Annotated in this window: 18 protein-coding genes; 5 read left to right on the top strand and 13 right to left on the bottom strand. The window is 72.6% G+C overall.

Annotated features, from left to right (window positions below; genetic code table 11):
* Window positions 1-13: 13 nt before the first annotated feature.
* Entirely contained in the window at window positions 14-1,987 is a 1,974-nt protein-coding gene (locus tag ACWF79_RS26250) for an ABC transporter permease subunit (protein ID WP_453730606.1), read from the top strand.
* A gap of 1 nt (window position 1,988) precedes the next feature.
* The gene (locus ACWF79_RS26245) at window positions 1,989-2,951 is read left to right on the top strand and encodes an ABC transporter substrate-binding protein (protein WP_453730605.1); all 963 of its coding nucleotides are present in this window, start codon (window positions 1,989-1,991) and stop codon (window positions 2,949-2,951) included.
* Window positions 2,952-2,979: 28 nt separating this feature from the next.
* Here the strand turns inward: ACWF79_RS26245 and ACWF79_RS26240 are convergent, their stop codons facing one another.
* The 5 genes from ACWF79_RS26240 to ACWF79_RS26220 all read right to left on the bottom strand — a co-directional run bounded on the left by ACWF79_RS26240 (window position 2,980) and on the right by ACWF79_RS26220 (window position 8,068).
* The gene (locus ACWF79_RS26240; protein ID WP_453730604.1) at window positions 2,980-3,927 is read right to left on the bottom strand and encodes a tetratricopeptide repeat protein; all 948 of its coding nucleotides are present in this window, start codon (window positions 3,925-3,927) and stop codon (window positions 2,980-2,982) included.
* A gap of 237 nt (window positions 3,928-4,164) precedes the next feature.
* Entirely contained in the window at window positions 4,165-4,665 is a 501-nt protein-coding gene (tpx, locus tag ACWF79_RS26235; RefSeq protein ID WP_453730603.1) for a thiol peroxidase, read from the bottom strand.
* A gap of 74 nt (window positions 4,666-4,739) precedes the next feature.
* Window positions 4,740-6,296: an MFS transporter gene (locus ACWF79_RS26230; RefSeq protein WP_453730602.1), complete on the bottom strand. Its 1,557-nt coding sequence runs from the start codon at window positions 6,294-6,296 to the stop codon at window positions 4,740-4,742.
* Between the two features lie 102 nt (window positions 6,297-6,398).
* On the bottom strand, window positions 6,399-6,797 hold the full coding sequence (locus ACWF79_RS26225) for a RidA family protein (RefSeq protein ID WP_453730601.1): 399 nt from the start codon (window positions 6,795-6,797) through the stop codon (window positions 6,399-6,401).
* The gene (locus ACWF79_RS26220) at window positions 6,794-8,068 is read right to left on the bottom strand and encodes an acyl-CoA dehydrogenase family protein (RefSeq protein ID WP_453730600.1); all 1,275 of its coding nucleotides are present in this window, start codon (window positions 8,066-8,068) and stop codon (window positions 6,794-6,796) included. Before ACWF79_RS26220 ends, ACWF79_RS26225 begins: the two co-directional genes overlap by 4 nt.
* 152 nt (window positions 8,069-8,220) lie before the next feature.
* Between ACWF79_RS26220 and ACWF79_RS26215 the strand changes: the two genes are divergently transcribed.
* Window positions 8,221-9,864: an AMP-binding protein gene (locus ACWF79_RS26215; RefSeq protein ID WP_453730599.1), complete on the top strand. Its 1,644-nt coding sequence runs from the start codon at window positions 8,221-8,223 to the stop codon at window positions 9,862-9,864.
* Between the two features lie 9 nt (window positions 9,865-9,873).
* Entirely contained in the window at window positions 9,874-10,689 is an 816-nt protein-coding gene (locus ACWF79_RS26210; RefSeq protein ID WP_453730598.1) for a PaaX family transcriptional regulator, read from the top strand.
* A gap of 3 nt (window positions 10,690-10,692) precedes the next feature.
* On the opposite strand, the gene ACWF79_RS26205 is transcribed toward ACWF79_RS26210, so the two are convergent.
* The gene (locus tag ACWF79_RS26205; protein ID WP_453730597.1) at window positions 10,693-12,996 is read right to left on the bottom strand and encodes a bifunctional salicylyl-CoA 5-hydroxylase/oxidoreductase; all 2,304 of its coding nucleotides are present in this window, start codon (window positions 12,994-12,996) and stop codon (window positions 10,693-10,695) included.
* 2 nt (window positions 12,997-12,998) lie between these two features.
* Window positions 12,999-13,826: an enoyl-CoA hydratase family protein gene (locus ACWF79_RS26200; protein WP_453730596.1), complete on the bottom strand. Its 828-nt coding sequence runs from the start codon at window positions 13,824-13,826 to the stop codon at window positions 12,999-13,001.
* 254 nt (window positions 13,827-14,080) lie between these two features.
* Between ACWF79_RS26200 and ACWF79_RS26195 the strand changes: the two genes are divergently transcribed.
* On the top strand, window positions 14,081-14,521 hold the full coding sequence (locus tag ACWF79_RS26195; protein WP_453730595.1) for an ATP-binding protein: 441 nt from the start codon (window positions 14,081-14,083) through the stop codon (window positions 14,519-14,521).
* 39 nt (window positions 14,522-14,560) lie between these two features.
* On the opposite strand, the gene argF is transcribed toward ACWF79_RS26195, so the two are convergent.
* From argF to ACWF79_RS26165, 6 genes are all read right to left on the bottom strand, one after another.
* Complete coding sequence (gene argF / locus ACWF79_RS26190; protein ID WP_453730594.1) at window positions 14,561-15,568, bottom strand: ornithine carbamoyltransferase; 1,008 nt, start codon at window positions 15,566-15,568, stop codon at window positions 14,561-14,563.
* Window positions 15,569-15,695: 127 nt separating this feature from the next.
* The gene (locus ACWF79_RS26185) at window positions 15,696-16,928 is read right to left on the bottom strand and encodes an arginine deiminase (protein ID WP_453730593.1); all 1,233 of its coding nucleotides are present in this window, start codon (window positions 16,926-16,928) and stop codon (window positions 15,696-15,698) included.
* A gap of 118 nt (window positions 16,929-17,046) precedes the next feature.
* Window positions 17,047-19,614 (bottom strand): polynucleotide kinase-phosphatase, encoded by a 2,568-nt coding sequence (locus ACWF79_RS26180; RefSeq protein ID WP_453730592.1) that lies wholly within the window; start codon window positions 19,612-19,614, stop codon window positions 17,047-17,049.
* A complete protein-coding gene (locus ACWF79_RS26175; RefSeq protein ID WP_453730591.1) occupies window positions 19,611-21,080 on the bottom strand; it encodes a 3' terminal RNA ribose 2'-O-methyltransferase Hen1 in 1,470 nt (489 codons plus the stop codon). The genes ACWF79_RS26180 and ACWF79_RS26175 overlap by 4 nt, the downstream gene beginning before the upstream one ends.
* Window positions 21,081-21,240: 160 nt before the next feature.
* Window positions 21,241-22,143, bottom strand: a complete 903-nt coding sequence (mmuM, locus tag ACWF79_RS26170; protein WP_453730590.1) for a homocysteine S-methyltransferase — start codon at window positions 22,141-22,143, stop codon at window positions 21,241-21,243.
* 15 nt (window positions 22,144-22,158) lie between these two features.
* On the bottom strand, window positions 22,159-23,082 hold the full coding sequence (locus ACWF79_RS26165; RefSeq protein ID WP_453730589.1) for an LLM class F420-dependent oxidoreductase: 924 nt from the start codon (window positions 23,080-23,082) through the stop codon (window positions 22,159-22,161).
* Between the last annotated feature and the right edge of the window lie 80 nt (window positions 23,083-23,162).

The raw sequence follows: 23,162 nt of genomic DNA, 5'->3' as shown, positions 1-23,162 counted from the left end.
GGCGGTGGGGCCGATGACCGCCACCGTCACCCCTGCCGCTGCGAACTCCGCGACCGCCACCGGCGCCGGGACCGGCGCGCTGCGCGCGCTCGCGCGCCACCGCGGCCGGCTGATCGGCGCCGGAGCGGCCCTCGGGCTCGTCCTCGGCGCCCTGCTCGTGGGCGGCGGCAGCTGGCCCGCGGCGCTCGCCGTCGACGTGTCCGGGCCGCTCGGCAGCGCCAGCGACTGGATCATCGACAACCGTGACAGCCACCCGCTGTTCCTCCACTTCCTCGGGCACGTCAGCAATGTCGTGGTCGTCTCCGTGCGCGCCGTGTACCTCGTGCTGCTCGCCCTCGGCTGGGCGGGCGTCACCGCCGCCGCCGGCCTGGTGGCGTGGCGGGTCGCGGGCGTCCGGCTCGCGCTGACCTCCGTGGCCGCGTTCGCCGCGTGCGGACTGCTCGGCATGTGGGTGCCCACCATGCAGACGCTCGCGCTGATGGTGGTCGCCGTCGCCGCGTCCGTCCTGCTCGGTGGCCTCCTCGGCCTTGCCGCCGGTCTGTCCGACCGTATGCACCGGGTGCTGCGCCCGGTCCTCGACACCATGCAGGTGCTGCCGGCCTTCGCGTATCTCCTGCCGGTCGTCCTGGTCTTCGGCATCGGCGTGCCCGCCGCCGTCCTCGCGACCGTCGTCTACGCAGCCCCGCCCATGGCCCGTCTCACCGCGCTCGGACTGCGCGGCGCGGACGCCGGTGTCATGGAGGCCGCCGCGTCCCTCGGCGCGACCGGCCGGCAGCGGCTGCTGACGGCCCGACTGCCGCTGGCCCGCAAGGAGCTGCTGCTCGGCGTCAACCAGTCGATCATGATGGCGCTCGGCATGGCCGTCATCGCGTCCGTCATCGGCGCGGGCGGCCTCGGTGACCGGGTGTACCAGGCGCTGGCCTCCGTCGACGTCGGTGCCGCGCTCGCCGCCGGTGTGCCGATCGTGCTGCTCGCCGTCGTCCTGGACCGGGTGACCGCCGCCGCGGGCGAGCGGATCGGCGCGGCTCCGGCCCGCCGGGCCGGGCTCGGCTGGGCCGTCACTCTCGCGGCGACCGCCGCCGTCGCCGTCGCGGGGCGCCTCTCCGACCGGCTCTCCTGGCCCGACGCGTGGACGGTGGAGATCGCCGAACCCGTCAACAGGGCGGTCGACTGGATGACGGCCCACCTCTACTCCGGCGTGCCCGTCGTCGGCGGCACCGCCGACTGGGCCGGGCGTTTCACCACGTGGGTCCTCAACCCCCTGCGTGACGGCCTGCAATGGCTGCCGTGGTGGGCGGTTCTGCTGACCCTGGGCGCGCTCGCCCTGCTCATCGGCACGTGGCGCACCGCCGCGACCGCCGTCCTCGCGATGGCCGCGATCGGGGTGCTCGGGGTCTGGGACCCGGCCCTCGACACGCTCTCCCAGGTCCTGGCCGCCGTCGCCGTGACGCTGCTGCTCGGTGTCGCGCTCGGGGTCGCCGCCGCCCGCAGCACGCGCCTCGGACGCGCGCTGCGTCCGGTGCTCGACGTCTTCCAGACGATGCCGCAGTTCGTGTACCTGATCCCCGTGGTCGCGCTCTTCGGTGTCGGCCGGGCCCCGGCCGTCGCGGCCGCCGTGGTCTACGCGCTGCCCGCGGTCGTGCGGATCACGGCCCAGGGCGTCCGCGCGGTGGACCCGGCCGCCCTGGAGTCCTCGCGCTCGCTGGGCGCGACCGGCCGCCAGCAGCTCTTCCAGGTCCAGCTGCCGCTGGCCCGGCCCGCGCTGCTCCTCGCCGTCAACCAGGGCGTGGTCCTGGTGCTCGCCGTGGTCGTCATCGGCGGCCTCGTGGGTGGCGGCGCACTCGGGTACGACGCGGTCTTCGGCCTCGCCCAGGGCGACCTGGCGACCGGTCTGGTCGCGGGCGCGGCGATCGTCTGCCTCGGCCTGATGCTCGACCGCGTCACCCAGCCGACAGAACGCCGTGACCTCGCCGGAAAGGGGGCCTGAGATGGCTCGCACACGCATCGCCGCGGTGGTGACCGCGGCCGCCCTGGCAGCCGGCCTCACCGGCTGCGGCGCCGCCGACATGACCCGCCAGTCCTCCCCGTACGCCGACGCGAAGGGCTCCCGCACGGTGACCCTGTCCGTGCAGTCGTGGGTGGGCGCGCAGGCCAACGTGGCCGTCGCGCAGTACCTCCTGGAGCACGAGCTCGGCTACCGGGTGGACACCGTCCAGATCGACGAGGTGCCGGCCTGGGACGCGCTCAGCCAGGGCCGGGTGGACGCGATCCTGGAGGACTGGGGCCACCCGGAGCAGGAGAAGCGGTACATCGAGGACAAGGGGACGATCGAGCGGGGTGGCGACCTGGGGGTGACGGGCCACATCGGCTGGTTCGTACCGACGTACTTCGCCGAGAAGCACCCGGACGTCACCGACTGGAAGAACCTGAACAAGTACGCCGACGAGTTCCGCACCCCGGAGAGCGGCGGCAAGGGTCAGTTGCTGGACGGCTCCCCGTCGTACGTCACGAACGACAAGGCGCTCGTGAAGAACCTGGACCTCGACTACCAGGTCGTGTTCGCGGGCTCGGAGGCGGCGCAGATCACGCAGATCAAGCAGTTCGCCAAGGAGAAGAAGCCGTTCCTGAGCTACTGGTACAAGCCCCAGTGGCTGTTCGAGAAGGTCCCGATGACGGAGGTGAAGCTCCCCGCCTACACGGAGGGGTGTGACGCCGATCCGGAGAAGGTGGCCTGCGCGTACCCGCACACGCCGCTGCAGAAGTTCCTCAACGCCCGCTTCGCGGACGGCGGGGGCGACGCCGCCGCCTTCCTGAAGAAGTTCCGCTGGACGACCGAGATGCAGAACGACGTCGCTCTGATGATCGCGGAGCAGAAGCTGTCGCCGCAGGAGGCGGCGGGCCGCTGGGTGAAGGAGAACGAGGCCACCTGGCGGGCCTGGCTGCCGTCCTGACGTGCCCTGCCGGGGGGGGCTCCGCCCGTCAGCTCGGGGTGGCCGGGTGGCCGCGGAGCTTCTTGCGGAGGGTGCGGGTCTCGGGGTGTCTGGGGCCGAAGGCGGCGTCCAGGATGGCGAAGCTGTCGTCGTACCACTGGCGGGCCTGCTCCGGCCCGTCGGTGAGGAGGGCCACGTCGCCGAGGCGCTCGCAGACGACGCTCAGGTCGCGCTGGGTCGCCAGGTCGCGGGGGTCGTCGCCGAGGAGGGAGCGGCGCAGCGAGAGGGACTCGTCGTAGTGGGCGCGGGCGGCTTCGAGGTCTCCGCGGCGCAGGGCCAGGTCGCCCAGGCGTTCGTACTGGACGCCGAGGTCGCGACGGGCCTGTGGGTCGCCGGGGAGTTCGGCCACCAGGGCACGGCGTACGGCCAGGGCGCGCGCGTACCACTCGGCGGCCTCGTCGAGCTCCTGGTGTTCCATCGCCAGCAGGCCGAGGCGTTCCTGCACGACGCCCAGCTCCCGGCGGTCGCCGGGGTGGTGCGGATCGGCGTCGACGACGTGCTCGGCGAGGGAGAGGGCCGTCCTGTAGTGGTCGTGCGCGGTGTGCCGGCCCGCGGGTCCGCCGCTCTGCCGGGCGATCTCGCCCAGCTTGAACTCGCCGAGCCTGAGGTCCCGCAGCAGCCGGATGTCGTCGGGGTTCTCCTCGCGCAGCCGGGTGGCGATGGCCAGGCCTTCCGCGTACGCCTGCGCGGCCTGGTCGAGGCGGTCGGCGTCCACCCAGAAGTCGCCGTACTTGGTGAAGGAGACGCTCAGGTCCCGCCGGGTGGCGAGGTCGGGGAACTGCTCGGCCAGCCGGATGGATTCCGCCAGCATCCGCTCGTAGTGCCGCCGCGCCTCGCGCGGTCTGCCCTTCCGCAGGGCCTGGTCACCGGCCTGCTCGGCCGAGGAACAGCTGTCGACGAGACCCTGCCGGACCCTGACCGCATCCCATCTCGTCATCGAACCCCCACGCACACGACCCGGCCCCATCATGGAGGGAAACCAGAAGGAAACCGCCTGACCGGAACCACTATCCCCGGCACCGGGGCCCTTCGAATCGTCCTGGCGCGAACCTTCCGCCAGAGTTCACCCAACGGTCGTGGGAGCGTCGCGCGAGGCGGGAGTGGGAGGCTGCGCGCAGGGCAGGGGCGGGCGGCGGAACCAGTCGTCCCACCCGCCCGCCCCTGCCCGGTCCGGCTACTTCAGGACGGCGATGGCGGCCTCGTAGTCCGGCTCGGTGGTGATCTCGCCGACGAGCTGCGAGTGCAGCACCTCGTTGTTCTCGTCGAGGACGACCACGGCGCGGGCGGTCAGGCCGGCCAGCGGGCCGTCGGTGATGTCGACGCCGTAGTTGGTGTGGAACTCACGGTCGCGCAGGGTGGAGAGCGTCTTCACGTTCTCCAGGCCCTCGGCGCCGCAGAAGCGGGACTGGGCGAAGGGCAGGTCCGCGGAGATGCAGAGCACGACCGTGTTGTCCAGGTCGGCGGCCTTCTCGTTGAACGCGCGGACCGAGGCGGCGCAGACGCCCGTGTCGACGCTCGGGAAGATGTTCAGCACCTTGCGCTGACCGCTGTACTGCTCCAGCGTGCTGTCCGTCAGCTCCTTGGCGACGAGCGAGAACGCCGGAGCGACGCTGCCGGGGGCGGGCAGCACGCCGTTGACCTGCACGGGGTTGCCCTTGAACGCGATCTGGGCCATGGGGAATCTCCCTCGGAGGGTGTTCGGAGAGTGATACGACAACGCCCACGATCGTACGTTGCGTCCTCCCCGGATCAGCCGGCTCCTGGGGGTGGCATGCCGCCTTTGAGGCGTTCGATGTCCGAGGGGCGGACCTGGATCGCGAAGAGGGCGATCACACAGGCGACGACGGCGAACGCGGCCGCCGTGATGAACCCGGACGAGACGCCTGCCGTCAGAACCTCGTCGGACCAGGGCGGGGGCAGTTGGCCGGTCCTGGCGAACCGGGCCCGTTCCAGCGGGCTGGCCTGGGCGAGGAAGGCGGGGATCAGGTCCTTCGCCTCGTTGCGGCTGGCCGTGCCGAAGACCGTCACCAGGATCGACAGGCCGAGTGAACCGCCCACCTGCTGGGTCGCGTTGAGCAGACCGGAGGCGGCGCCCGACTCCCGCTGCTCGACGTTGGAGAGCGCCATCAGCGTCAGCGAGACGAACATCATGCCCATGCCGAAGCCGAAGACCAGCATGGGCCCGAAGACGCTGCCCATGTAGGTGGAGTGGACATCGGTCAGGGTCAGCCAGGCCAGGCCGACCGCCGACAGGAACGAGCCGACCACCATGAAGGGCTTCGGCCCGTACCGGGGCAGCAGTTGGGAGGCGAGGCCCGCGCCGACCGCGATGATCGCGCTCACCGGCAGGAAGGCCAGTCCGGTCTTCAGCGGGCTGAAGTGCAGGACGTTCTGCACCCAGAGCGTCAGGAAGAAGAACATGCCGAAGATCGCCGCCGCGAGGCAGAGCATGATGCCGTACGTTCCCGCCCGGTTGCGGTCGGCGAACATGTGCAGCGGGGTGATCGGCTGCCGGGAGCGCCGCTCCACCAGGATGAACAGGAGCAGCAGGACGACGGCCGCGCCGAAAGAGACCAGCGTCCAGGGGTCCCGCCAGCCCTCCTGGGCGGCGCGGATGAACCCGTACACCAGCGCCACCATGCCGAGGGTGGAGGTGAGCGCTCCGGTGAAGTCGAAGTGGCCGGGGTGCCGCGCGGACTCCTTGATGTGGCGGGGCGTGAGGAACGCGATGAACAGCGCGATCGGCACGTTGACGAAGAAGATCCAGCGCCAGTCGAGCCATTCGACGAGCAGCCCGCCGGCGACGAGCCCGATCGCTCCGCCGCCCGCCGAGACGGCCGCGAAGACGCCGAAGGCCCGGTTGCGTTCCGGGCCTTCCTCGAAGTTCGTGGTGATCAGGGAGAGCGAGGTCGGGGAGGCGATCGCACCGCCGACGCCCTGCAGGGCCCGGGCGGCGAGCAGTTGCCAGTCGTTCTGGGCCAGTCCGCACAGCAGCGAGGCGAAGCCGAAGAGGAGGATGCCGAAGACGAAGACGCGGCGGCGGCCGAGGATGTCACCGGCACGTCCGCCGAGCAGCAGCAGACCGCCGAAGGTCAGGGTGTAGGCGTTGACCACCCACGACAGGCTCGTGGTCGAGAACCCCAGCGAACTCTGGATGTGTGGCAGCGCGATGTTGACGATCGTGATGTCGAGAACGACCATCAGCTGGCACGAGGCGATGACGAAGAGGGCGATGCCCTTGCCGTCGCCGCTCTTCGTGGGAGTCGCGGTCGGTGCTGCGTGGGGCGTCGGATTCGGTGTACTCATGGCGCATCGCGCCCTCGCTGGGTGAGAGAGCCGTGGGCCGGTCAGTCCACCTTTCGACACTAAGCCCGGGTCCTGGGAGTCTCCAGTTGATCAAGCGGGCGGTCAGTCCAGGACGGCGAGGCCGTCCACCTCCACCTGCGCCTGCTCGTCCCACAGGCGTACGACACCGATCACCGCCATCGCCGGATAGTCGCGCCCGGCCAACCGCCGCCAGATCCGGCCCAGTTCGTGGGCGTGGCGCCGGTAGTCGGCGATGTCGGTGGCGTAGACGGTGACGCGGGCGAGGTCGGCCGGGGATCCGCCGGCGTGGCGGAGCGCGGCGAGGAGATTGGCCAGGGCGGTCTCGAACTGCTCGGGCAGGGTCTGTCCCACGACCTTGCCGTCGCGGTCGAGGCTGGTCTGCCCGGCGAGGAGGACGAGGCGGGAGCCGGTGGCGGTGACGGCGTGGGAGAAGCCGGTGGGCGGGGAGAGTTCGGCGGGGTTGTGCCGGTGCAGGCTCATGCCGTGGCCTCCTTGGACCGTGGGGGCTCCGGGGATGCGGACGCTGTGGGCTCCAGGGTCGTGGACCGCGTAGGTTCCAGGGTCGTGGACGGCGTGGGTTCCGGCGACCGGTCCGTGTGCGGGGCACGCAGCTCTGAAGGGACTTCGCAGAGCGCCCTGGCCTTGTACAGCTCCTTGGCGATGATCGTGCGCTGGACCTCGGTGGCGCCTTCGTAGATGCGCGGGGCACGCACCTCTCGGTAGAGGTGTTCCAGCAGATGGCCCCGTTGCAGCGCCCGCGCCCCGTGCAGCTGGACGGCCGCGTCGACGACGAACTGCGCGGTCTCGGTCGCGAGCAGCTTCGCCATCGCCGCGCGGCGCGGGACGTCGTCCGCCCCGGCGTCGTACGCGGCCGCCGCCGCGTAGACGAGGAGGCGGGCGGCTTCGGTACGGGTGGCCATCTCGGCGACCTGGTGGGCGACGGCCTGGAGGTCGCCGAGCACGCCGCCGAAGGCAGGGCGGGCGGCGGTGTGGGCGAGGGTGGCGTCGAGGGCGGCCTGGGCCATGCCGACCGCGAAGGCGCCGACGCTCGGGCGGAAGCGGTTGAGCGTGGTCATGGCGACCCTGAACCCCTGGTCGGGCTCGCCGAGGAGGTCCGCGGGGCCGACGGGGACGCCGTCGAAGACGAGGGTGCCGATGGCGTGCGGGGCGAGCATGTCGAGGGGGCTGCCGGAGAGGCCGGGCCGGTCGGCCGGGACGAGGAAGGCGGTGACGCCCCGGGCGCCCGCTCCGGGGGTGGTCCGGGCGAAGACGGTGGCGAAGTCTGATTCCGGGGCGTTGGAGATCCAGCGCTTCTCGCCGTGCAGGCGCCAGCCGCCCGCGCCGTCCGGACGGGCTTCCAGGGCGAGCGCGGCGGCGTCGGAGCCGGCGTCGGGCTCGCTGAGCGCGAAGGCCGCGACCGCCCGTCCCACGACGATCTCGGGGAGCCAGCGGGCCCGCTGCTCGGGGGTGCCGAAGGCGGCGACGGGGTGGCCGCCGAGGCCCTGGAGGGCGAGGGCGGTCTCGGCCTCCGTACAGGCGTGGGCGAGGGACTCGCGGAGCAGGCAGAGGTCGAGGGCACCCGCGTCGAAGAGCCCGGCCAGCAGGCCGTGCTCGCCGAGGGCGGCGACGAGGGGGCGGTTGACGCGGCCCGGTTCGCCCTTCTCGGCGAGTGGGCGCAGCCGTTCGGCCGCGAGGGCGCGAAGCTCCGCGCAGCGGATGGTCTGCTGTGGATCGAGTGAGAATACGGACATTCGGACCCCTGTCTCCCTCTGTCTCGCCCTGCCGTGCTGCTCGTCCCTCTGCTGTCCCGCTCTCCCGCACCACTTCTATCGCGGACCGTTGACTGTCGTCACCATCACGATACGCTCGTTGGGCGACCCCACCACGACAAGGGGACGAACTCATGGAGCTGACCCCTTCGGCCCACCACGACACCTTCGCGCGCGACCACCTGCCGCCCGCCGACCAGTGGCCCCGGCTGCTCTTCGATCTGCCGGAGCTCGACTACCCGGAGCGGCTCAATTGCGGCACGGAGCTGCTCGACCGGACCGTGGAACGATTCGGCGCCGAGCGCCCGGCGTTCCGGGACGGCGAGGGAAACGTCTGGAGCTACGGAGAGCTGGCCGAGCGGGTGAACCGGATCGCCCACGTCCTCACCCACGACCTCGGCGTCCTGCCCGGCAACCGGGTGCTCCTGCGCGGCCCCACCACCCCCTGGCTGGCCGCCTGCTGGCTCGCCGTGATGAAGGCGGGCGCCGTCGCCGTCACCGTCCTGGCCCAGCAGCGCGCCCAGGAGCTGGCCGTCATGTGCGAGATGGCCCGCTGCGCGCACGCGCTCTGTGACGTCCGAACGGTGGACGACCTGGTCAAGGCCGAGGTGCCGGGGCTGCGGATCACGGCCTTCGGCGGGGACGCCCCGGACGACCTGCTCACCCTCGCCGCCGCCGCGCCGGACACCTACGAGGCGGTGGAGACCGCCGCCGACGACGTGGCCCTGATCGCGTTCACCTCGGGGACCACCGGGCGGCCCAAGGGGTGCATGCACTTCCACCGGGACGTACTGGCCGTCGCCGACACCTTCTCCACGCACGTGCTGCGCCCGGAGCCGGACGACGTCTTCGCCGGCTCCCCGCCCCTCGGCTTCACCTTCGGGCTCGGCGGGCTCGTCCTCTTCCCGCTGCGCGCCGGAGCCAGCGCGCTGCTGCTCGAACAGGCAGGGCCCAAGCAGCTGTTGGAGGCGATCGCCGAGCACCGGGTGTCGGTGCTGTTCACCGCGCCGACCGCGTACCGGGTGATGCTGGAGGAGATCGACCGGCACGGCGGCCATGACGTCGCCACGCTGGGCTCGCTGCGCCGGTGCGTGTCGGCGGGCGAGAACCTGCCGGCCGCGACCTGGGACGCCTGGTACACGCGCACCGGCCTGAAGCTCATCAACGGCATCGGCGCGACGGAGCTGCTGCACATCTTCATCTCGGCCGCCGACGGCGACATCCGCCCGGGCACGACCGGGCGGCCGGTCCCGGGCTGGCAGGCACGGGTGGTGGACCGGTCCGGCGCCGAGCTCCCGGACGGCCAGGAGGGGCTGCTGGCGGTGCGCGGTCCGGTCGGCTGCCGGTATCTCGCGGACCCGCGCCAGAGCGAGTACGTCCACCAGGGCTGGAACGTCACGGGTGACACGTACGTCCGCGACGCCGACGGCTACTTCCGCTATGTGGCCCGCGCCGACGACATGATCATCTCGGCGGGCTTCAACATCGCGGGGCCCCAGGTGGAGGAGGCGCTCCTCGCCCACCCGGACGTGGTCGAGGCGGCGGTGGTGGGGCACGAGGACGCGCTGCGCGGCCAGATCGTGGTGGCGTACGCGGTGGTACGGGACGGGGTGCCGCGCGACGCGGACACGGCGGGGGCGCTGCGGGCGTTCGTACGGGCCCGGCTCGTGCCGTACAAGAGTCCCCGGAAGATCGTCTTCCTGGACGCGCTGCCCCGGACGGCGACCGGCAAGCTCCAGCGCTTCCGGCTGCGCGCGGGCCCTGAGGACACCGCCTAGAGTGATCACGTGGCCGAGCAGCACACCCCCCGTTCCCTGATCGTCTCGCTGTACGGCGCGTACGGCCGTGGCCTCGCGCCGGGCGAGGAGCCCTTGCCGGTGGCGGAGCTCATCCGCCTCCTCGCGGTGCTCGGCGTGGACGCGCCGTCGGTGCGCTCGTCGGTGTCCCGGCTGAAGCGCCGCGGCCTGCTGCTGCCACGGCGGACGGCCGACGGGGCGGCCGGATACGTCCTGTCGGACGACGCGCGCCAGCTCCTGGACGACGGCGACCGCCGGATCTACGCCCGGACCACTCCGGCGCTCGCCGAGGGGTGGGTCCTCGCCGTCTTCACGGTCCCGGAGGCCGAGCGCCACAAGCGCCACCTGCTCCGTTCCCGCCTGGCCAGGCTCGGCTTCGGGACGGCGGCGCCGGGGGTCTGGATCGCCCCCGCGCGACTGCACGAGGAGACCCGCCACACCCTGGAGCGCCTTGGCCTCTCCTCGTACGTGGACCTCTTCCGGGGCGAGCACCTGGGGTACGCGCCGACGGCGGAGGCGGTGGCGCGCTGGTGGGACCTGCCGTCGATCGCCAAGCTCCACGAGGAGTTCCTGGCCGCCCACGAGCCGGTGCTGCGTGCCTGGAAGGCCACGCCGGGCTCGGCGGAGGACGCCTACCGCGACTACCTCTTCGCCCTCGACTCCTGGCGCCGCCTGCCGTACGCCGACCCGGTCCTCCCGACCGAGCTCCTCCCCCAGGACTGGCCGGGCGCCCGCTCGGCGGCGGTCTTCGCGGAGCTGCACGAACGGCTGCGGGACCTGGGCGCGGAGTTCACCAGGACGGGCTGAACGTCACTTCAGGGTGAGCCGCGGTTTGGGCGCGTCCGTGCGGCCCGTGGGGGGTGTGCGGCTGCCCGCGCGGTACGGGTCCGGCCAGGGGGCCGCCGGGCCCTGGTAGTTCTGGTCGGCCGCGGCGTGCAGGGTCCAGTGGGGGTCGTAGAGGTGGGGGCGGGCCAGTGCGCAGAGGTCGGCGCGGCCGGCCAGGAGGATCGAGTTGACGTCGTCCCAGGAGGAGATCGCGCCGACCGCGATCACGGGGACGCCGAGGGCGTTGCGGATCCGGTCGGCGTACGGGGTCTGGTAGGAGCGGCCGTACTCGGGGCGTTCGTCGGGGACGACCTGGCCGGTGGAGACGTCGAGGGCGTCGGCGCCGTGGGCGGCGAAGGCACGGGCGATCTCGACGGCGTCCTCCGGCGTGGTCCCGCCGTCCGCCCAGTCCGTCGCGGAGAGGCGGACGGTCATCGGCCGGTCCTCGGGCCACACCTGCCGTACCGCGTCGAAGACTTCGAGGGGGAAGCGGAGCCGGTTCTCCAGCGGGCCGCCGTACGCGTCGTCGCGGTGGTTGGTCAGCGGGGAGAGGAAGCCGGAGAGCAGGTAGCCGTGGGCGCAGTGCAGTTCGAGGAGGTCGAATCCGGCGCGGGCGGCGCGCCGGGCGGCGGCGGTGAACTCCTCCCGTACGGCCGTCATGCCCGCCCGGTCCAGGGCGTGCGGGACCTGGTTGACGCCGGGGCGGTAGGGGAGCGGTGAGGCGGCCGTCAGCGGCCAGTTACCTTCGGGGAGCGGCTGGTCGATCCCCTCCCACATGCGGCGGGTGGAGCCCTTGCGGCCGGAGTGGCCGAGCTGGATCCCGACGGCGGTGCCGGGGGCCTGCGCGTGCACGAAGGCGGTGATCCGGCGCCAGGCCTCGGCCTGCTCGTCCGTCCAGAGGCCGGTGCAGGCGGGGGTGATGCGGCCCTGGGGGCTCACGCAGACCATCTCGGTCATGACGAGTCCGGCGCCGCCGAGGGCCCGGGCGCCGAGGTGGACGAGGTGGAAGTCGCCGGGGAGGCCGTCCTCGGCGACGTACATGTCCATCGGCGAGACCACGACCCGGTTGCGCAGGGTGAGGCCGCGCAGCCGGAAGGGGGTGAACATCGGCGGGGTGCCGGGCGGGCAGCCGAAGTCGCGTTCCACGGAGTCGGTGAAGCGGGGGTCGCGCAGCCGCAGGTTGTCGTGGGTGACGCGGCGGGAGCGGGTGAGGAGGTTGAAGGCGAACTGCCGTGGCGGCTGGTCGAGATGGCCCTCGATCTCCTCGAACCAGCGGAGACTGGCGGCCGCGGCGCGCTGGGTCGACTCGACCACGGGCCTGCGCTCGGTCTCGTACGCCGTCAACGCCTGCGCGATCGTGGGCTGTTCCTCGACGCAGGCGGCGAGCGCGAGGGCGTCCTCGACGGCGAGCTTGGTGCCGGATCCGATGGAGAAGTGCGCGGTGTGGGCGGCGTCGCCGAGGAGGACGACGGGGCCGTGGGACCAGCGCTCGTTGACGACCGTACGGAAGGCGGTCCAGGAGGAGCGGTTGGAGCGCAGGGGCCGGCCGCCGAGGACGTCGGCGAAGAGCTTGGCGCAGCGGGCGGTGGACTCCTCCTCGTCCAGCTCGTCGAATCCGGCGGCCCGCCAGACCTCTTCGCGCATCTCGACGATGACGGTGGAGGCGTCGGAGGAGAAGGGGTAGCCGTGGAGCTGCATCACGCCGTGCTCGGTCTCGGCGATCTCGAAGCGGAAGGCGTCGAGGGCGAAGTCGGCGGCGAGCCAGATGTAGCGGCAGCGGTGGGTGGTGATCCGGGGGCGGAAGACGTCCGCGTGGGCCTCGCGGGTCGCGCTGTGGACGCCGTCGGCGGCGATGACCAGGTCGTGGTGGGCGGCCAGTTCGGCGGCGGGCGGGGCCTCGGTGCGGAAGCGGAGCCGTACGCCGAGTTCACCGCAGCGCGCGTGCAGGATCTCCAGGAGCCGGCGGCGGCCGAGGGCGGCGAAGCCGTGGCCGGTGGAGGTGAGGAGGTGGTCACGGTGGCCGATGTGGATGTCGTCCCAGCGGACGAACTCCTCCTGGAGGGCCCGGTACACGGCCGGGTCGGCGTGTTCGATGCCGCCGAGGGTCTCGTCGGAGAGGACCACGCCGAAGCCGAAGGTGTCGTCGGGCGCGTTGCGCTCCCAGACCGTGACCTCGCGGGCGGGGTCGAGCCGCTTGAGCAGCGCGGCGGCGTAGAGCCCGCCGGGTCCGCCGCCGACGACGGCGATCCGCAGGGGGGTCTCCCGGGTCCCGGCCCCGGTCGGGGGCATCGTCAGCGCCCCCGCCACTTCGGGGGGCGCTTCTCGGTGAAGGCGGCGTGGAACTCGGCGTAGTCCTCGCCGTTCATCAGCAGCGCCTGGGTGGCGGCGTCGAGCTCGACGGAGGCCGCGAGCGGCATGTCGAGCTCGGCGGTGAGCAGGGCCTTGGTCTGGGCGTGGGCGAGGGCGGGTCCGTCGGCGAGGCGGCGGGCCAGCTCGGCGGCGCGGGCGGTGGCGGCGCCCTCCTCGGTGAGCTCGCTGAGCAGCCCGATGCGCTCCGCCTCGGCCGCGTGGACCGGGTCGCCGAGCATGAGGAGCCGGGTCGCGTGGCCGAGGCCGACGACCCGGGGCAGCAGGTAGGCCGCGCCCATGTCGCCGCCGGAGAGCCCGACCCGGGTGAAGAGGAAGGCGAAGCGGGCGGTCGGGTCGGCGATCCGGAAGTCGGCGGCGAGGGCCAGGACGGCTCCCGCGCCGGCCGCGACGCCGTGGACGGCGGCGATCACGGGAAAGGGGCACTCGCGGATCGCCCGGACGACCTGCCCGGTCATCCGGTTGAAGTCGAGCAGCTGGGCGGTGTCCATGGCGAGCGTGGCGCCGATGATCTCGTCCACGTCGCCGCCGGAGCAGAAGCCGCGCCCCTCACCGCCGAGGACGAGGGCGCGGACGGCCCGCTCGCGGGAGAGCTCGGCGAGCAGGTCGCGCAGGTCGGCGTAGGCGCCGAAGGTGAGCGCGTTGAGTTTCGCGGGGCGGTCGAGGGTGACGGTGGCGACGCCGTCGTCGACGGTCAGCCGCAGGTGCCGCCAGCGCTCGGTACGGGGTGCGGAGCCGGTAAAGGGGCTCATGGGCGACGCCCTCCCTTCCTCCTCCCCAGGAGCGTATCACCGCATCGTGACTGTCGTCACGAGCACGCGATACGTTCGCGGCGGCTTCCCCGGACCGAAGGTCCCGGCGCCTTCGGGCCGCCGGGCCCCGCCATGAAGGAGGGGGTGCCCATGGATCCCGCCGACGCGCTCCGTAAGGTTGAAAGCAGGACGTCTCGGGACACGTCCTCCCCCACGCACCGCCTTGCCCCTGCCCTCGGCGAACGGACTCCGCCATGGTCGAAGCCACCGACCCCACCACGTGGCGCATCGAGCTTCCGCACACCACCGCCGCCGTGCCGATCGCCCGCGCGCTGGTCCGCACCGCGCTCACGGAGATCGACACGCCCGCCGACAGCGACACGGCCGAACTGCTGACCGCCGAGCTCGTCGCCAACGCCGTGGAGCACACGGGCGGCGAGGGCCCCATCGAGCTGGTCGTCGAGCTGCTGCCGGGCGGCTGTCAGGTCGAGGTGCACGACCGGCGCCCCGCCCGCCCGGGCGAGCTGATCGGCCCGGAGCCGGTCGAGATGCCCGACCCCTGGCAGGAGCACGGCCGCGGCCTGCTCCTCATCCGCGCGCTCTCCAGCGACTGCGGCCACCGCCCCACCGCACAGGGCAAGGCGGTCTGGTTCACCCTCCCCGCGGTACCGGCGCAGCGCAGGCCTGCGCACTGAGGGTGCGCCGGAGGCCGCGGCCTTCCGGGCGTATCGCCCTTACGCGGCAGGGGCCATCGTCGCGACCAGGACCGCCTTGATCGTGTGCATCCGGTTCTCCGCCTCGTCGAAGACGACCGAGTGCTTCGACTCGAAGACCTCGTCGGAGACCTCCAGCTCGGTCAGCCCGTGCCGGGCGTGGATGTCACGGCCGACGGCCGTACCGAGGTCGTGGAAGGCCGGCAGACAGTGCAGGAACTTCACGTCCGGGTTGCCGGTGGCGCGCAGCACGTCCATGGTCACGGCGTACGGCACGAGGTCGGCGATCCGCTCGTCCCAGACCTCCTTGGGCTCCCCCATGGAGACCCAGACGTCGGTGGCGACGAAGTCCGCCCCCCGGACCCCCTCGGCGAGGTCCTCGGTGAGGGTGATCGTCGCGCCGCTGCTCTCCGCGAGCGCGCGCGCCGAGGCGACGACCTCCTCGCCCGGCCAGTACGCCTTGGGCGCCACGATCCGCACGTCCATGCCGAGCAGGGCGCCGGTGACGAGGTAGGAGTTGCCCATGTTGAAGCGGGCGTCGCCGAGGTAGGCGAAGGCGACCTCGCCGAGCGGCTTGTCCGTGTGCTCCGTCATGGTGAGCACGTCGGCGAGCATCTGGGTGGGGTGCCAGTCGTCCGTCAGACCGTTGAACACGGGCACGCCCGCGTGGGCGGCGAAGTCCTCGACCTTCGAGTGGCTGTCGCCGCGGTACTCGATGGCGTCGAACATCCGGCCGAGAACGCGGGCGGTGTCCTTGACCGACTCCTTGTGGCCGATCTGCGAGCCCGACGGGTCCAGATAGGTCGTGGAGGCGCCCTGGTCGGCGGCGGCGACCTCGAAGGCGCAGCGGGTGCGGGTGGAGGTCTTCTCGAAGATCAGCGCGATGTTCCGGCCCCGCAGCCGCTGGACCTCGGTGCCCGCCTTCTTGGCCGCCTTGAGCTCGGCGGCCAGGTCGATCAGACCGCGGAACTCCTCGGCGGTGAAGTCCAGCTCCTTGAGGAAGTGGCGGCCGATGAGGTCGGTGGCCATGGGGTGCTCCTGGATACGGTCGGGGACGGCGACGAACAGCGACGAAACATGTCAGCGACTGGAAGTCTATACGTAAATCAGTATGGCTATACAGTGACGTTGCCTACGCGTCGCCTCCCGACCGGACTCACACGGCGTCGCGCTCCACCGGACAGCTCATGCAGCGCGGGCCTCCCCTCCCCCGGCCCAGCTCGCTGCCGGGGATCTCGATCACCTCGATGCCCTGCTTGCGCAGATGCGTGTTGGTGGTGACGTTCCGCTCGTACGCCACGACCACGCCCGGCTCGACGGCGAGGACGTTGCAGCCGTCGTCCCACTGCTCGCGCTCCGCCGCGTGGACGTCCTGCGTGGCCGTGAGGACCCGGATGTCCTGGAGGCCGAGCGCGGCGGCGATCGCGCTGTGCATGTGCTCGGGCGGGTGGTCGGTGACCCGCAGGGACTGCCCCTCGTCGCCCGGCTCGATCGTGTACGAGCGGAGCATGCCGAGCCCCGCGTACTGGGTGAAGGTGTCGTGGTCGACCATCGTCATCACCGTGTCGAGGTGCATGAACGCGCGTCGCTTCGGCATGTCGAGGGCGACGATCGTACGGGCCGAGCCGGCCGCGAACATCCCCCGGGCCAGCATCTCCACCGCCTGCGGGGTGGTCCGCTCGCTCATCCCGATGAGGACGGCTCCGTTGCCGATGACGAGGACGTCACCGCCCTCGATGGTGGACGGGTAGTCGGCCTGGCCCTCGGACCAGAGGTGGAAGGTGCCCGCCTCGGAGCCGGTGAAGAGCGGGTGGTGCTTGTAGATCGCCTCGAAGTGGACGGTCTCCCGCTGACGGGCGGGCCAGCGCATGGCGTTGATGGACACGCCGTCGTAGATCCAGGCGGAGGTGTCCCGGGTGAAGATGTGGTTCGGCAGCGGCCTGAGGACGAAGTCGTCCAGGTCCATGACGTGGAACCGGACCGAGGTCGGCTCGCGGTGCGCGGCCAGGAACTCCCGCTTCGTCATCCCGCCGACCAGCGCCTCGGTGAGGGCGGCGGCGTCCAGGGAGTCGAAGGCCGCGCGGAGGTGGTCGGCGGCGAGGGGGCCGTACTCCTTCTCGTCGAAGACCCGGTCGAGGACGAGTTTGCGGGCCGCGGGCAGTTCGAGGGACTCGCGCAGGAGGTCCCCGAAGAGGTGGACGTCGACGCCCCGGTCGCGCAGGACGTCGGCGAAGCCGTCGTGCTCCTGGCGGGCGCGGCGCACCCAGAGCACGTCGTCGAAGAGGAGAGCGTCCTTGTTGGAGGGTGTCAGCCGCTTCAGCTCCAGATCGGGCCGGTGCAGTATGACGCGGCGGAGCCGCCCGGTCTCGGAATCGACATGGAATCCCATGCGCCCATCCTGACGGAGCCGGGCGGCTCGCGCGTGGTTCTCGGTCACGACGAGCCGCCCGTCACCGACGCCGACGTACGTCCCCGACGCCGGCGTCCCTCACCGACGGAGGCGTCCGTCACAGACGCGGGTCCACCGGCTCGGACTCCAGGGCGAGCACCGCGAAGACGGCCTCGTGCACCCGCCACAGCGGCTCGCCCTCGGCCAGCCGGTCCAGCGCCTCCAGGCCGAGCGCGTACTCGCGCAGCGCCAGCGAACGCTTGTGGCCGAGGAAACGGTTTCGCAGCCGCTCCAGGTTCTCGGGACGGGTGTACTCGGGACCGTAGATGATCCGCAGGTACTCGCGGCCGCGGACCTTCACCCCCGGCTGGACGAGCCGGCCGCCGGCGCCACGGACGAGCGCGGCGAGCGGCTTGACGACCATGCCCTCGCCACCGGCCGCGGTCATCTCCAGCCACCAGTCGACACCGGCGCGTACCGACGCCTCGTCCCCCGTGTCGACGATCAGCCGACGCGTGACCTGCAGCAGGCCGGTCGGATCGGCGTCGACCAGCCGGTCGATCCATCCGAGCTGCTCGTCGTGGGGTACGGCGGCCAGCGAGCGGCCCTGCACGGCGAGGACCTGGAAGGGCGCGAAGCGCACGCCCTCAAGCCCCTGCGTCGGCCAGCAGTAGCGGCGGTACGCCTCGGTGAACGCCTCGGCGTCCGCCGCCCGCTCCCGCTGCTTGGCGAGGAGCGCGTCCACTCCGCTCACGCCTCGCGCCGCCGCCTGCTCCAGCGCGCCGAGCGCGCCGGGGAAGACGGCGCGGGAGGCCGCGCCGACGGCCGCGTACTGCGAGCGCAGCAGCCCCACCGACTTCAGCGACCACGGCATGAGTTCGCCGTCGAGCAGCAGCCAGTCCCCCGCGCCGGAGGCGCTGTTCGATGCTGCGAGGCTCTCCCACAGCCCGGCGGCGGTGATCGCCGTCCGCAGCCGCGCGAGGACCTGCTCGGTGACCGCCTGGTCGTCGAAGAAGGGCCGTCCGGTGCGGGTGTGCAGCGCGCCGGTGGGCCCGTCGGCCCCGAACCGCTCGCGTGCCGCGTCCGCGTCGCGGCAGACCAGCGCGACCGCCCGCGAGCCCATGTGCTTCTCCTCGCACACCACTCGCTCCACGCCGTCCGCCCTGTACTGCGCGAACGCCTCGGCGGGGTGCTCCAGGTAGCCGTCCACCTTCGAGGTGGCGGTCGGCGCCATGGTCGGCGGCAGGTAGGCGAGCAGGCGCGGGTCGACGGCGAACCGGCTCATGACCTCCAGGGCCGCCGCCGCGTTCTCCTCGCGTACGGAGACGTTGCCCATCTGCCGGGTCTCCACGATCCGGCGTCCGTGCACGTCGGCGAGGTCCAGCGGCCGCCCCTCGTGACCGCCCGGCGCGTCGGTGGTGAGCGGCCGGGTCGGCTCGTACCAGACCTTCTCCGCCGGTACGTCGACGAGTTCGCGCTCCGGCCAGCGCAGCGCGGTCATCTTCCCGCCGAAGACGGCGCCGGTGTCCAGGCAGATGGTGTTGTTGATCCAGGAGGTGTTCGGAACGGGCGTGTGGCCGTAGACGACGGTGGCCCGGCCTCGGTACTCCTCCGCCCACGGGTAGCGCACGGGCAGGCCGAACTCGTCGGTCTCGCCCGTCGTGTCCCCGTACAGCGCGTGCGAGCGCACCCGGCCGGAGGTCCGGCCGTGGTACTTCTCCGGCAGACCGGCGTGGCAGACCACGAGCTTGCCCTCGTCGAGGACGTAGTGGCTGACAAGCCCGTCGATGAACGTGCCCACCTCGGCGCGGAACTCCTCGCTCTCGCGCCCCAGTTGCTCGATGGTCTCGGCGAGGCCGTGGGTCTCCTGGACCTTGCGGCCCTTGAGCCAACGGCCCAGCTTGTTCTCGTGGTTGCCGGGCACGCAGAGCGCGTCGCCGGCCGCGACCATCCCCATGACGCGGCGCAGGACACCCGGGCTGTCGGGCCCCCGGTCGACGAGGTCGCCGACGAAGACGGCCGTACGGCCCTCGGGGTGGTGGCCGTCGACGTACCCCAGGCGGGTGAGCAGGGTCTCCAGCTCGGAGCGGCAGCCGTGGATGTCGCCGATGATGTCGAAGGGTCCTGTGAGGTGACGCAGGTCGTTGAACCGCTTCTCCAGGACGACCTGGGCCGCCTCCACCTCCTCGACGCTCCGCAGGACGTGCACCTTGCGGAAGCCTTCGCGCTCCAGACCGCGCAGCGAGCGCCGCAGCTCGCGACGGTGGCGCTGGATGACGTGCCGGGGCATGTCGGCACGGTCGGGACGGGCCGCGTTCCGGGACTGGCAGACCTCCTCGGGCAGGTCGAGCACGATCGCGATGGGGAGGACGTCGTGCTGCCGGGCCAGCTGCACGAGCTGGCGCCGGGCCTCCTGCTGGACGTTGGTGGCGTCGACGACGGTCAGCCGGCCTGCCTCCAGGCGCTTGCCCGCGATGTAGTGCAGGACGTCGAAGGCGTCCTTGCTGGCGCTCTGGTCGTTCTCGTCGTCGGCGACCAGGCCTCGGCAGAAGTCGGAGGAGATGACCTCGGTGGGCTTGAAGTGGCGCCGCGCGAAGGTGGACTTGCCGGAGCCGCTCGCGCCGACCAGGACCACGAGGGACAGGTCGGTGACGGGCAGCGTGCGGGTGACACCGGTGGTGGTCATGCCTGCTCCTCCTTCGGGGTCGCGGTGGTCTGCTGGGTGAAGACGGCCATCTGGGTCGGCGGGCCGACCTCGGGGTCGTCCGGGCCGACGGGTGTGAACTCGACGCCGTATCCGTACTGTTCGGCGACGCGCGCCGCCCAGGTGCGGAACTCCTCGCGGGTCCACTCGAAGCGGTGGTCACCGTGCCGGACGTGTCCGGCAGGGAGGGACTCCCAGCGGACGTTGTACTCGACGTTCGGCGTGGTCACGAGGACCGTCCGGGGGCGCGCCGAGCCGAACACGGCGTACTCCAGGGCGGGCAGCCTCGGCAGGTCGAGATGCTCGATGACCTCGCTGAGCACGGCCGCGTCGTAGCCGGTGAGCCGCTTGTCGGTGTACGCGAGGGAGCCCTGGATCAGCTTCACGCGGCCGGCCTGGCGCTCGCCCAGCCGGTCGAGGCGCAGCCGGCGCCCGGCGATGGTCAGGGCCCGCACGGACACGTCGACGCCGACGATGTCGGTGAAGCGCACGTCCTTGAGCAGCGCCTGCACCAACTGGCCCTGCCCGCAGCCGAGATCGAGCACGCGACTGGCGTCGGCGGCGTGCAGCGCGGCGAGGATCGCGTCGCGCCGCTGCACGGCGAGCGGTACCGGCTTCTCCTCGGTGTCCTGCGACTCGTCGACCGCGTTGTCGACGTCCTCGACGTCGAGCCCGTCGGCCTCGGCGAGGCGCGCGAGCTCCAGGCGCTCCATGGCGTCCCGGGTCAGGCCCCAGCGGCGGGAGAGGTAACGACTGGTGATCAGCTTCTGCTCGGGGTGGTCGGCCAGCCAGCCGTCACCGGCGCGCAGCAGCTTGTCGACCTCGTCGGGCGAGACCCAGTAGTGCTTGGCGTCGTCGAGTACGGGCAGCAGGACGTACAGCTGGTTGAGCGCGTCGGCGAGCCGCAGCTCCCCTTCGAGGACGAGGCGTACGTAGCGCGAGTCGCCCCACTCGGGAAACGCGGTGTCCAGCGCCACCGGCTCGGCGTCGACCGTGTCCCAGCCGAGCGGCCCGAACAGCTTGCGGACCAGTTCGGCTCCGCCGCGTGCCGGGAGCGCCGGAACCTCGACGCGCAGCGGCAGGGGAGCGGCCGCCCGCTCGGGCATCGCCTTGCAGGCGCCGTGCAGCGCGCTCTTGAAGACGGTGGCGAGGGCGACGGCGAGGAGCGAGGACGCGGCGTAGGGCCGGTCGTTCACGTACTGCGCGAGCGCGGAGTCGGGGGCGCCGCCCCGGCCCTTGCCCTTGCCGCGCCGCACCAGACCGATGGGGTCGACCTCCAGGAGAAGGGCGGCCGTGCACCGCTCGGCGGTCGCCTCGGGGTAGAGGACGTGCGCCGTGCCGTGCGAGGTCGAGAACGTCTGCGCGTTGTCGGGATGCTTGTGCAGCAGGAAGCCCAGGTCGGTCGCGGGACGCTCGGGGGTGCCGGTGGTACTGATCGTCAGGAACACACGTCCGAGTATGGGCGCCGGACCCGGCTCCGACCAGGCATTTTTCCCTACGCCCCCGGGCGGTGCCCGGACCCCCGGTCCGGGTCGGGGTCCCGGTGGCGGGCGAGGCACTCCAGGGGCCCGCCCTCGGGTACGGGGCCGACTCGCACCCGGCTGTACGTCACGGCGCCAGCACGGCGGACAGGGCCGCGACACGGTCCGGGCCCACGCGGCAGCAGCCGCCGATCAGCCGGGCCCCGGCGGCCGGCCAGTCCCGCATCCGGTCCGGGGCGAAGGACCCGGCGCCACGCCAGGTACGGGCGCCGGCGTCCCACTGCTCCCCGCTGTTGGGGTAGACGACGACCGGCTTCCCCGTGCTCTCGGCGGCGACCTCCACGGCCCGCGCCGCGTCCGCCGGCTCACAGCAGTTGACCCCGGCCGCGAGCACCTGGTCGTTCCCCGCGACGAGCCCGAACGCCTCGCCCAGTCCCTGCCCGGCCCGGGTCCGCTCCCCCGCCACGGTGTACGAGAGCCAGACCGGCACCCCGCACCCCTCGACGGCCCGCAGCAACGCCTCGGCCTCGACCAGGTCCGGCACCGTCTCCAGGGCCAGCACGTCCGGCCCCGCCGCCACGAGCGCCTCGACCCGGGGCCGGTGGAACCGCTCCAGCTCACGCACCGTCAGTCCGTACCGGCCGCGGTACTCGCTGCCGTCGGCGAGCATCGCTCCGTACGGCCCCACCGACGCGGCCACCCACACCGGCGCCGCCGCGCCCTCCCCCGCCGCCCGGGCCAGCTCCACGCTCCGCCCGAGCAGCCGCGCCGCCTCCGCCCGGCCCACACCGCGCCGGGCGAAGCCCTCGAACGTGGCCTGGTAGCTCGCGGTGATCAGCACCCGGGCGCCCGCCCGCGCGTAGGCGGTGTGCGCCGCCTGGATCTGCTCGGGCCCGTCGGCGAGCAGCCGCGCCGACCAGAGCGCGTCGCCCAGGTCGCAGCCCTGGGCCTCCAGCTGGTTGGAGAGCCCGCCGTCGAGGACGAGCACGTCGTCGGCGAGCGCCTCGGCGAGGGTGCGGACGGGCCTCATCGTCGCGCCTCCCCGTCAGCCGAGCTGCGTCTGGACCTGGTCGGAGATCAGCTCCAGGTGGTCCAGGTCGGCCAGGTCGAGGACCTGGAGGTAGATCCTGGACGCCCCGATCGCTCCGTACCGCCCGATCTTGTCGACGACCTCGGCGGGCGAGCCCGCGAGACCGTTCGCCTTCAGCTCCTCCACCCCGCGCCCGATGGCCGCCGCCCGGCGGGCCACCTCCGCGTCGTCCTTGCCGACACAGACCACCAGGGCGTTGGAGTACACCAGCTCGTCGGCCCGGCGCCCGGCGGCCTCCGCGGCGGCCCGGACGCGCCCGAACTGCCGCTCGCTGTCCTCCAGCGACGCGAAGGGGATGTTGAACTCGTCCGCGTACCGGGCGGCCAGGCGCGGCGTACGGCTCGCGCCGTGCCCGCCGATGAGCACCGGGATCCTGTCCTGGGCCGGCTTGGGGAGCGCGGGCGAGTCGGCCAGCTGGTAGAACTCGCCGTCGAAGGAGAACTTCTCGCCGAGCTTGGTGTTCCACAGCCCGGTGACGATCGCCAGCTGCTCCTCGAGGCGGCCGAACTTCTCCTTGGGGAACGGGATGCCGTACGCCCGGTGCTCCTCCTCGAACCAGCCTGCCCCCAGGCCCAGTTCGATCCGGCCGCCGGACATCTGGTCGACCTGGGCGACCTGGATGGCGAGGACGCCGGGGAGGCGGAACGTACCGGCGGTCATCAGCGTGCCGAGCCGGATCCGCCGGGTCTCCCGGGCCAGTCCGGCCAGGGTGATCCAGGCGTCGGTCGGCCCGGGCAGCCCGTCGGCGGTGCCCATGCTGACGTAATGGTCGGACCGGAAGAAGGCGTCGAAGCCGAGGTCCTCGGTGGCCTTGGCGACCTTGAGCAGGGTGTCGTAGCTGGCCCCTTGCTGGGGCTCGGTGAAGATTCGAAGATCCATGCCTCCATCCTGCACCGCCGGGCGGCCGTCAACCTCTCCGTCATCCCGAGGGCCGCTCCGGCTCGGTCGGGTGAATATCG

The sequence above is a fragment of the Streptomyces sp. NPDC054975 genome (genome assembly GCF_053609105.1).
This window is presented reverse-complemented; position numbering and strand designations above follow the sequence as displayed.

Excerpts from the sequence above, each read along its gene's own strand:
- ACWF79_RS26245 (WP_453730605.1), top strand. The coding sequence starts at position 1,989 with ATGGCTCGCACACGCATCGCCGCGGTGGTGACCGCGGCCGCCCTGGCA.
- ACWF79_RS26200 (WP_453730596.1), bottom strand. The coding sequence starts at position 13,826 with ATGAGCCCCTTTACCGGCTCCGCACCCCGTACCGAGCGCTGGCGGCAC.
- ACWF79_RS26215 (WP_453730599.1), top strand. The coding sequence starts at position 8,221 with ATGGAGCTGACCCCTTCGGCCCACCACGACACCTTCGCGCGCGACCAC.
- ACWF79_RS26205 (WP_453730597.1), bottom strand. The coding sequence starts at position 12,996 with ATGCCCCCGACCGGGGCCGGGACCCGGGAGACCCCCCTGCGGATCGCC.
- mmuM (WP_453730590.1), bottom strand. The coding sequence starts at position 22,143 with ATGAGGCCCGTCCGCACCCTCGCCGAGGCGCTCGCCGACGACGTGCTC.
- ACWF79_RS26195 (WP_453730595.1), top strand. The coding sequence starts at position 14,081 with ATGGTCGAAGCCACCGACCCCACCACGTGGCGCATCGAGCTTCCGCAC.
- ACWF79_RS26165 (WP_453730589.1), bottom strand. The coding sequence starts at position 23,082 with ATGGATCTTCGAATCTTCACCGAGCCCCAGCAAGGGGCCAGCTACGAC.
- ACWF79_RS26185 (WP_453730593.1), bottom strand. The coding sequence starts at position 16,928 with ATGGGATTCCATGTCGATTCCGAGACCGGGCGGCTCCGCCGCGTCATA.
- ACWF79_RS26180 (WP_453730592.1), bottom strand. The coding sequence starts at position 19,614 with ATGACCACCACCGGTGTCACCCGCACGCTGCCCGTCACCGACCTGTCC.
- ACWF79_RS26230 (WP_453730602.1), bottom strand. The coding sequence starts at position 6,296 with ATGAGTACACCGAATCCGACGCCCCACGCAGCACCGACCGCGACTCCC.
- ACWF79_RS26240 (WP_453730604.1), bottom strand. The coding sequence starts at position 3,927 with ATGACGAGATGGGATGCGGTCAGGGTCCGGCAGGGTCTCGTCGACAGC.
- ACWF79_RS26225 (WP_453730601.1), bottom strand. The coding sequence starts at position 6,797 with ATGAGCCTGCACCGGCACAACCCCGCCGAACTCTCCCCGCCCACCGGC.
- ACWF79_RS26220 (WP_453730600.1), bottom strand. The coding sequence starts at position 8,068 with ATGTCCGTATTCTCACTCGATCCACAGCAGACCATCCGCTGCGCGGAG.
- argF (WP_453730594.1), bottom strand. The coding sequence starts at position 15,568 with ATGGCCACCGACCTCATCGGCCGCCACTTCCTCAAGGAGCTGGACTTC.
- ACWF79_RS26250 (WP_453730606.1), top strand. The coding sequence starts at position 14 with ATGACCGCCACCGTCACCCCTGCCGCTGCGAACTCCGCGACCGCCACC.
- tpx (WP_453730603.1), bottom strand. The coding sequence starts at position 4,665 with ATGGCCCAGATCGCGTTCAAGGGCAACCCCGTGCAGGTCAACGGCGTG.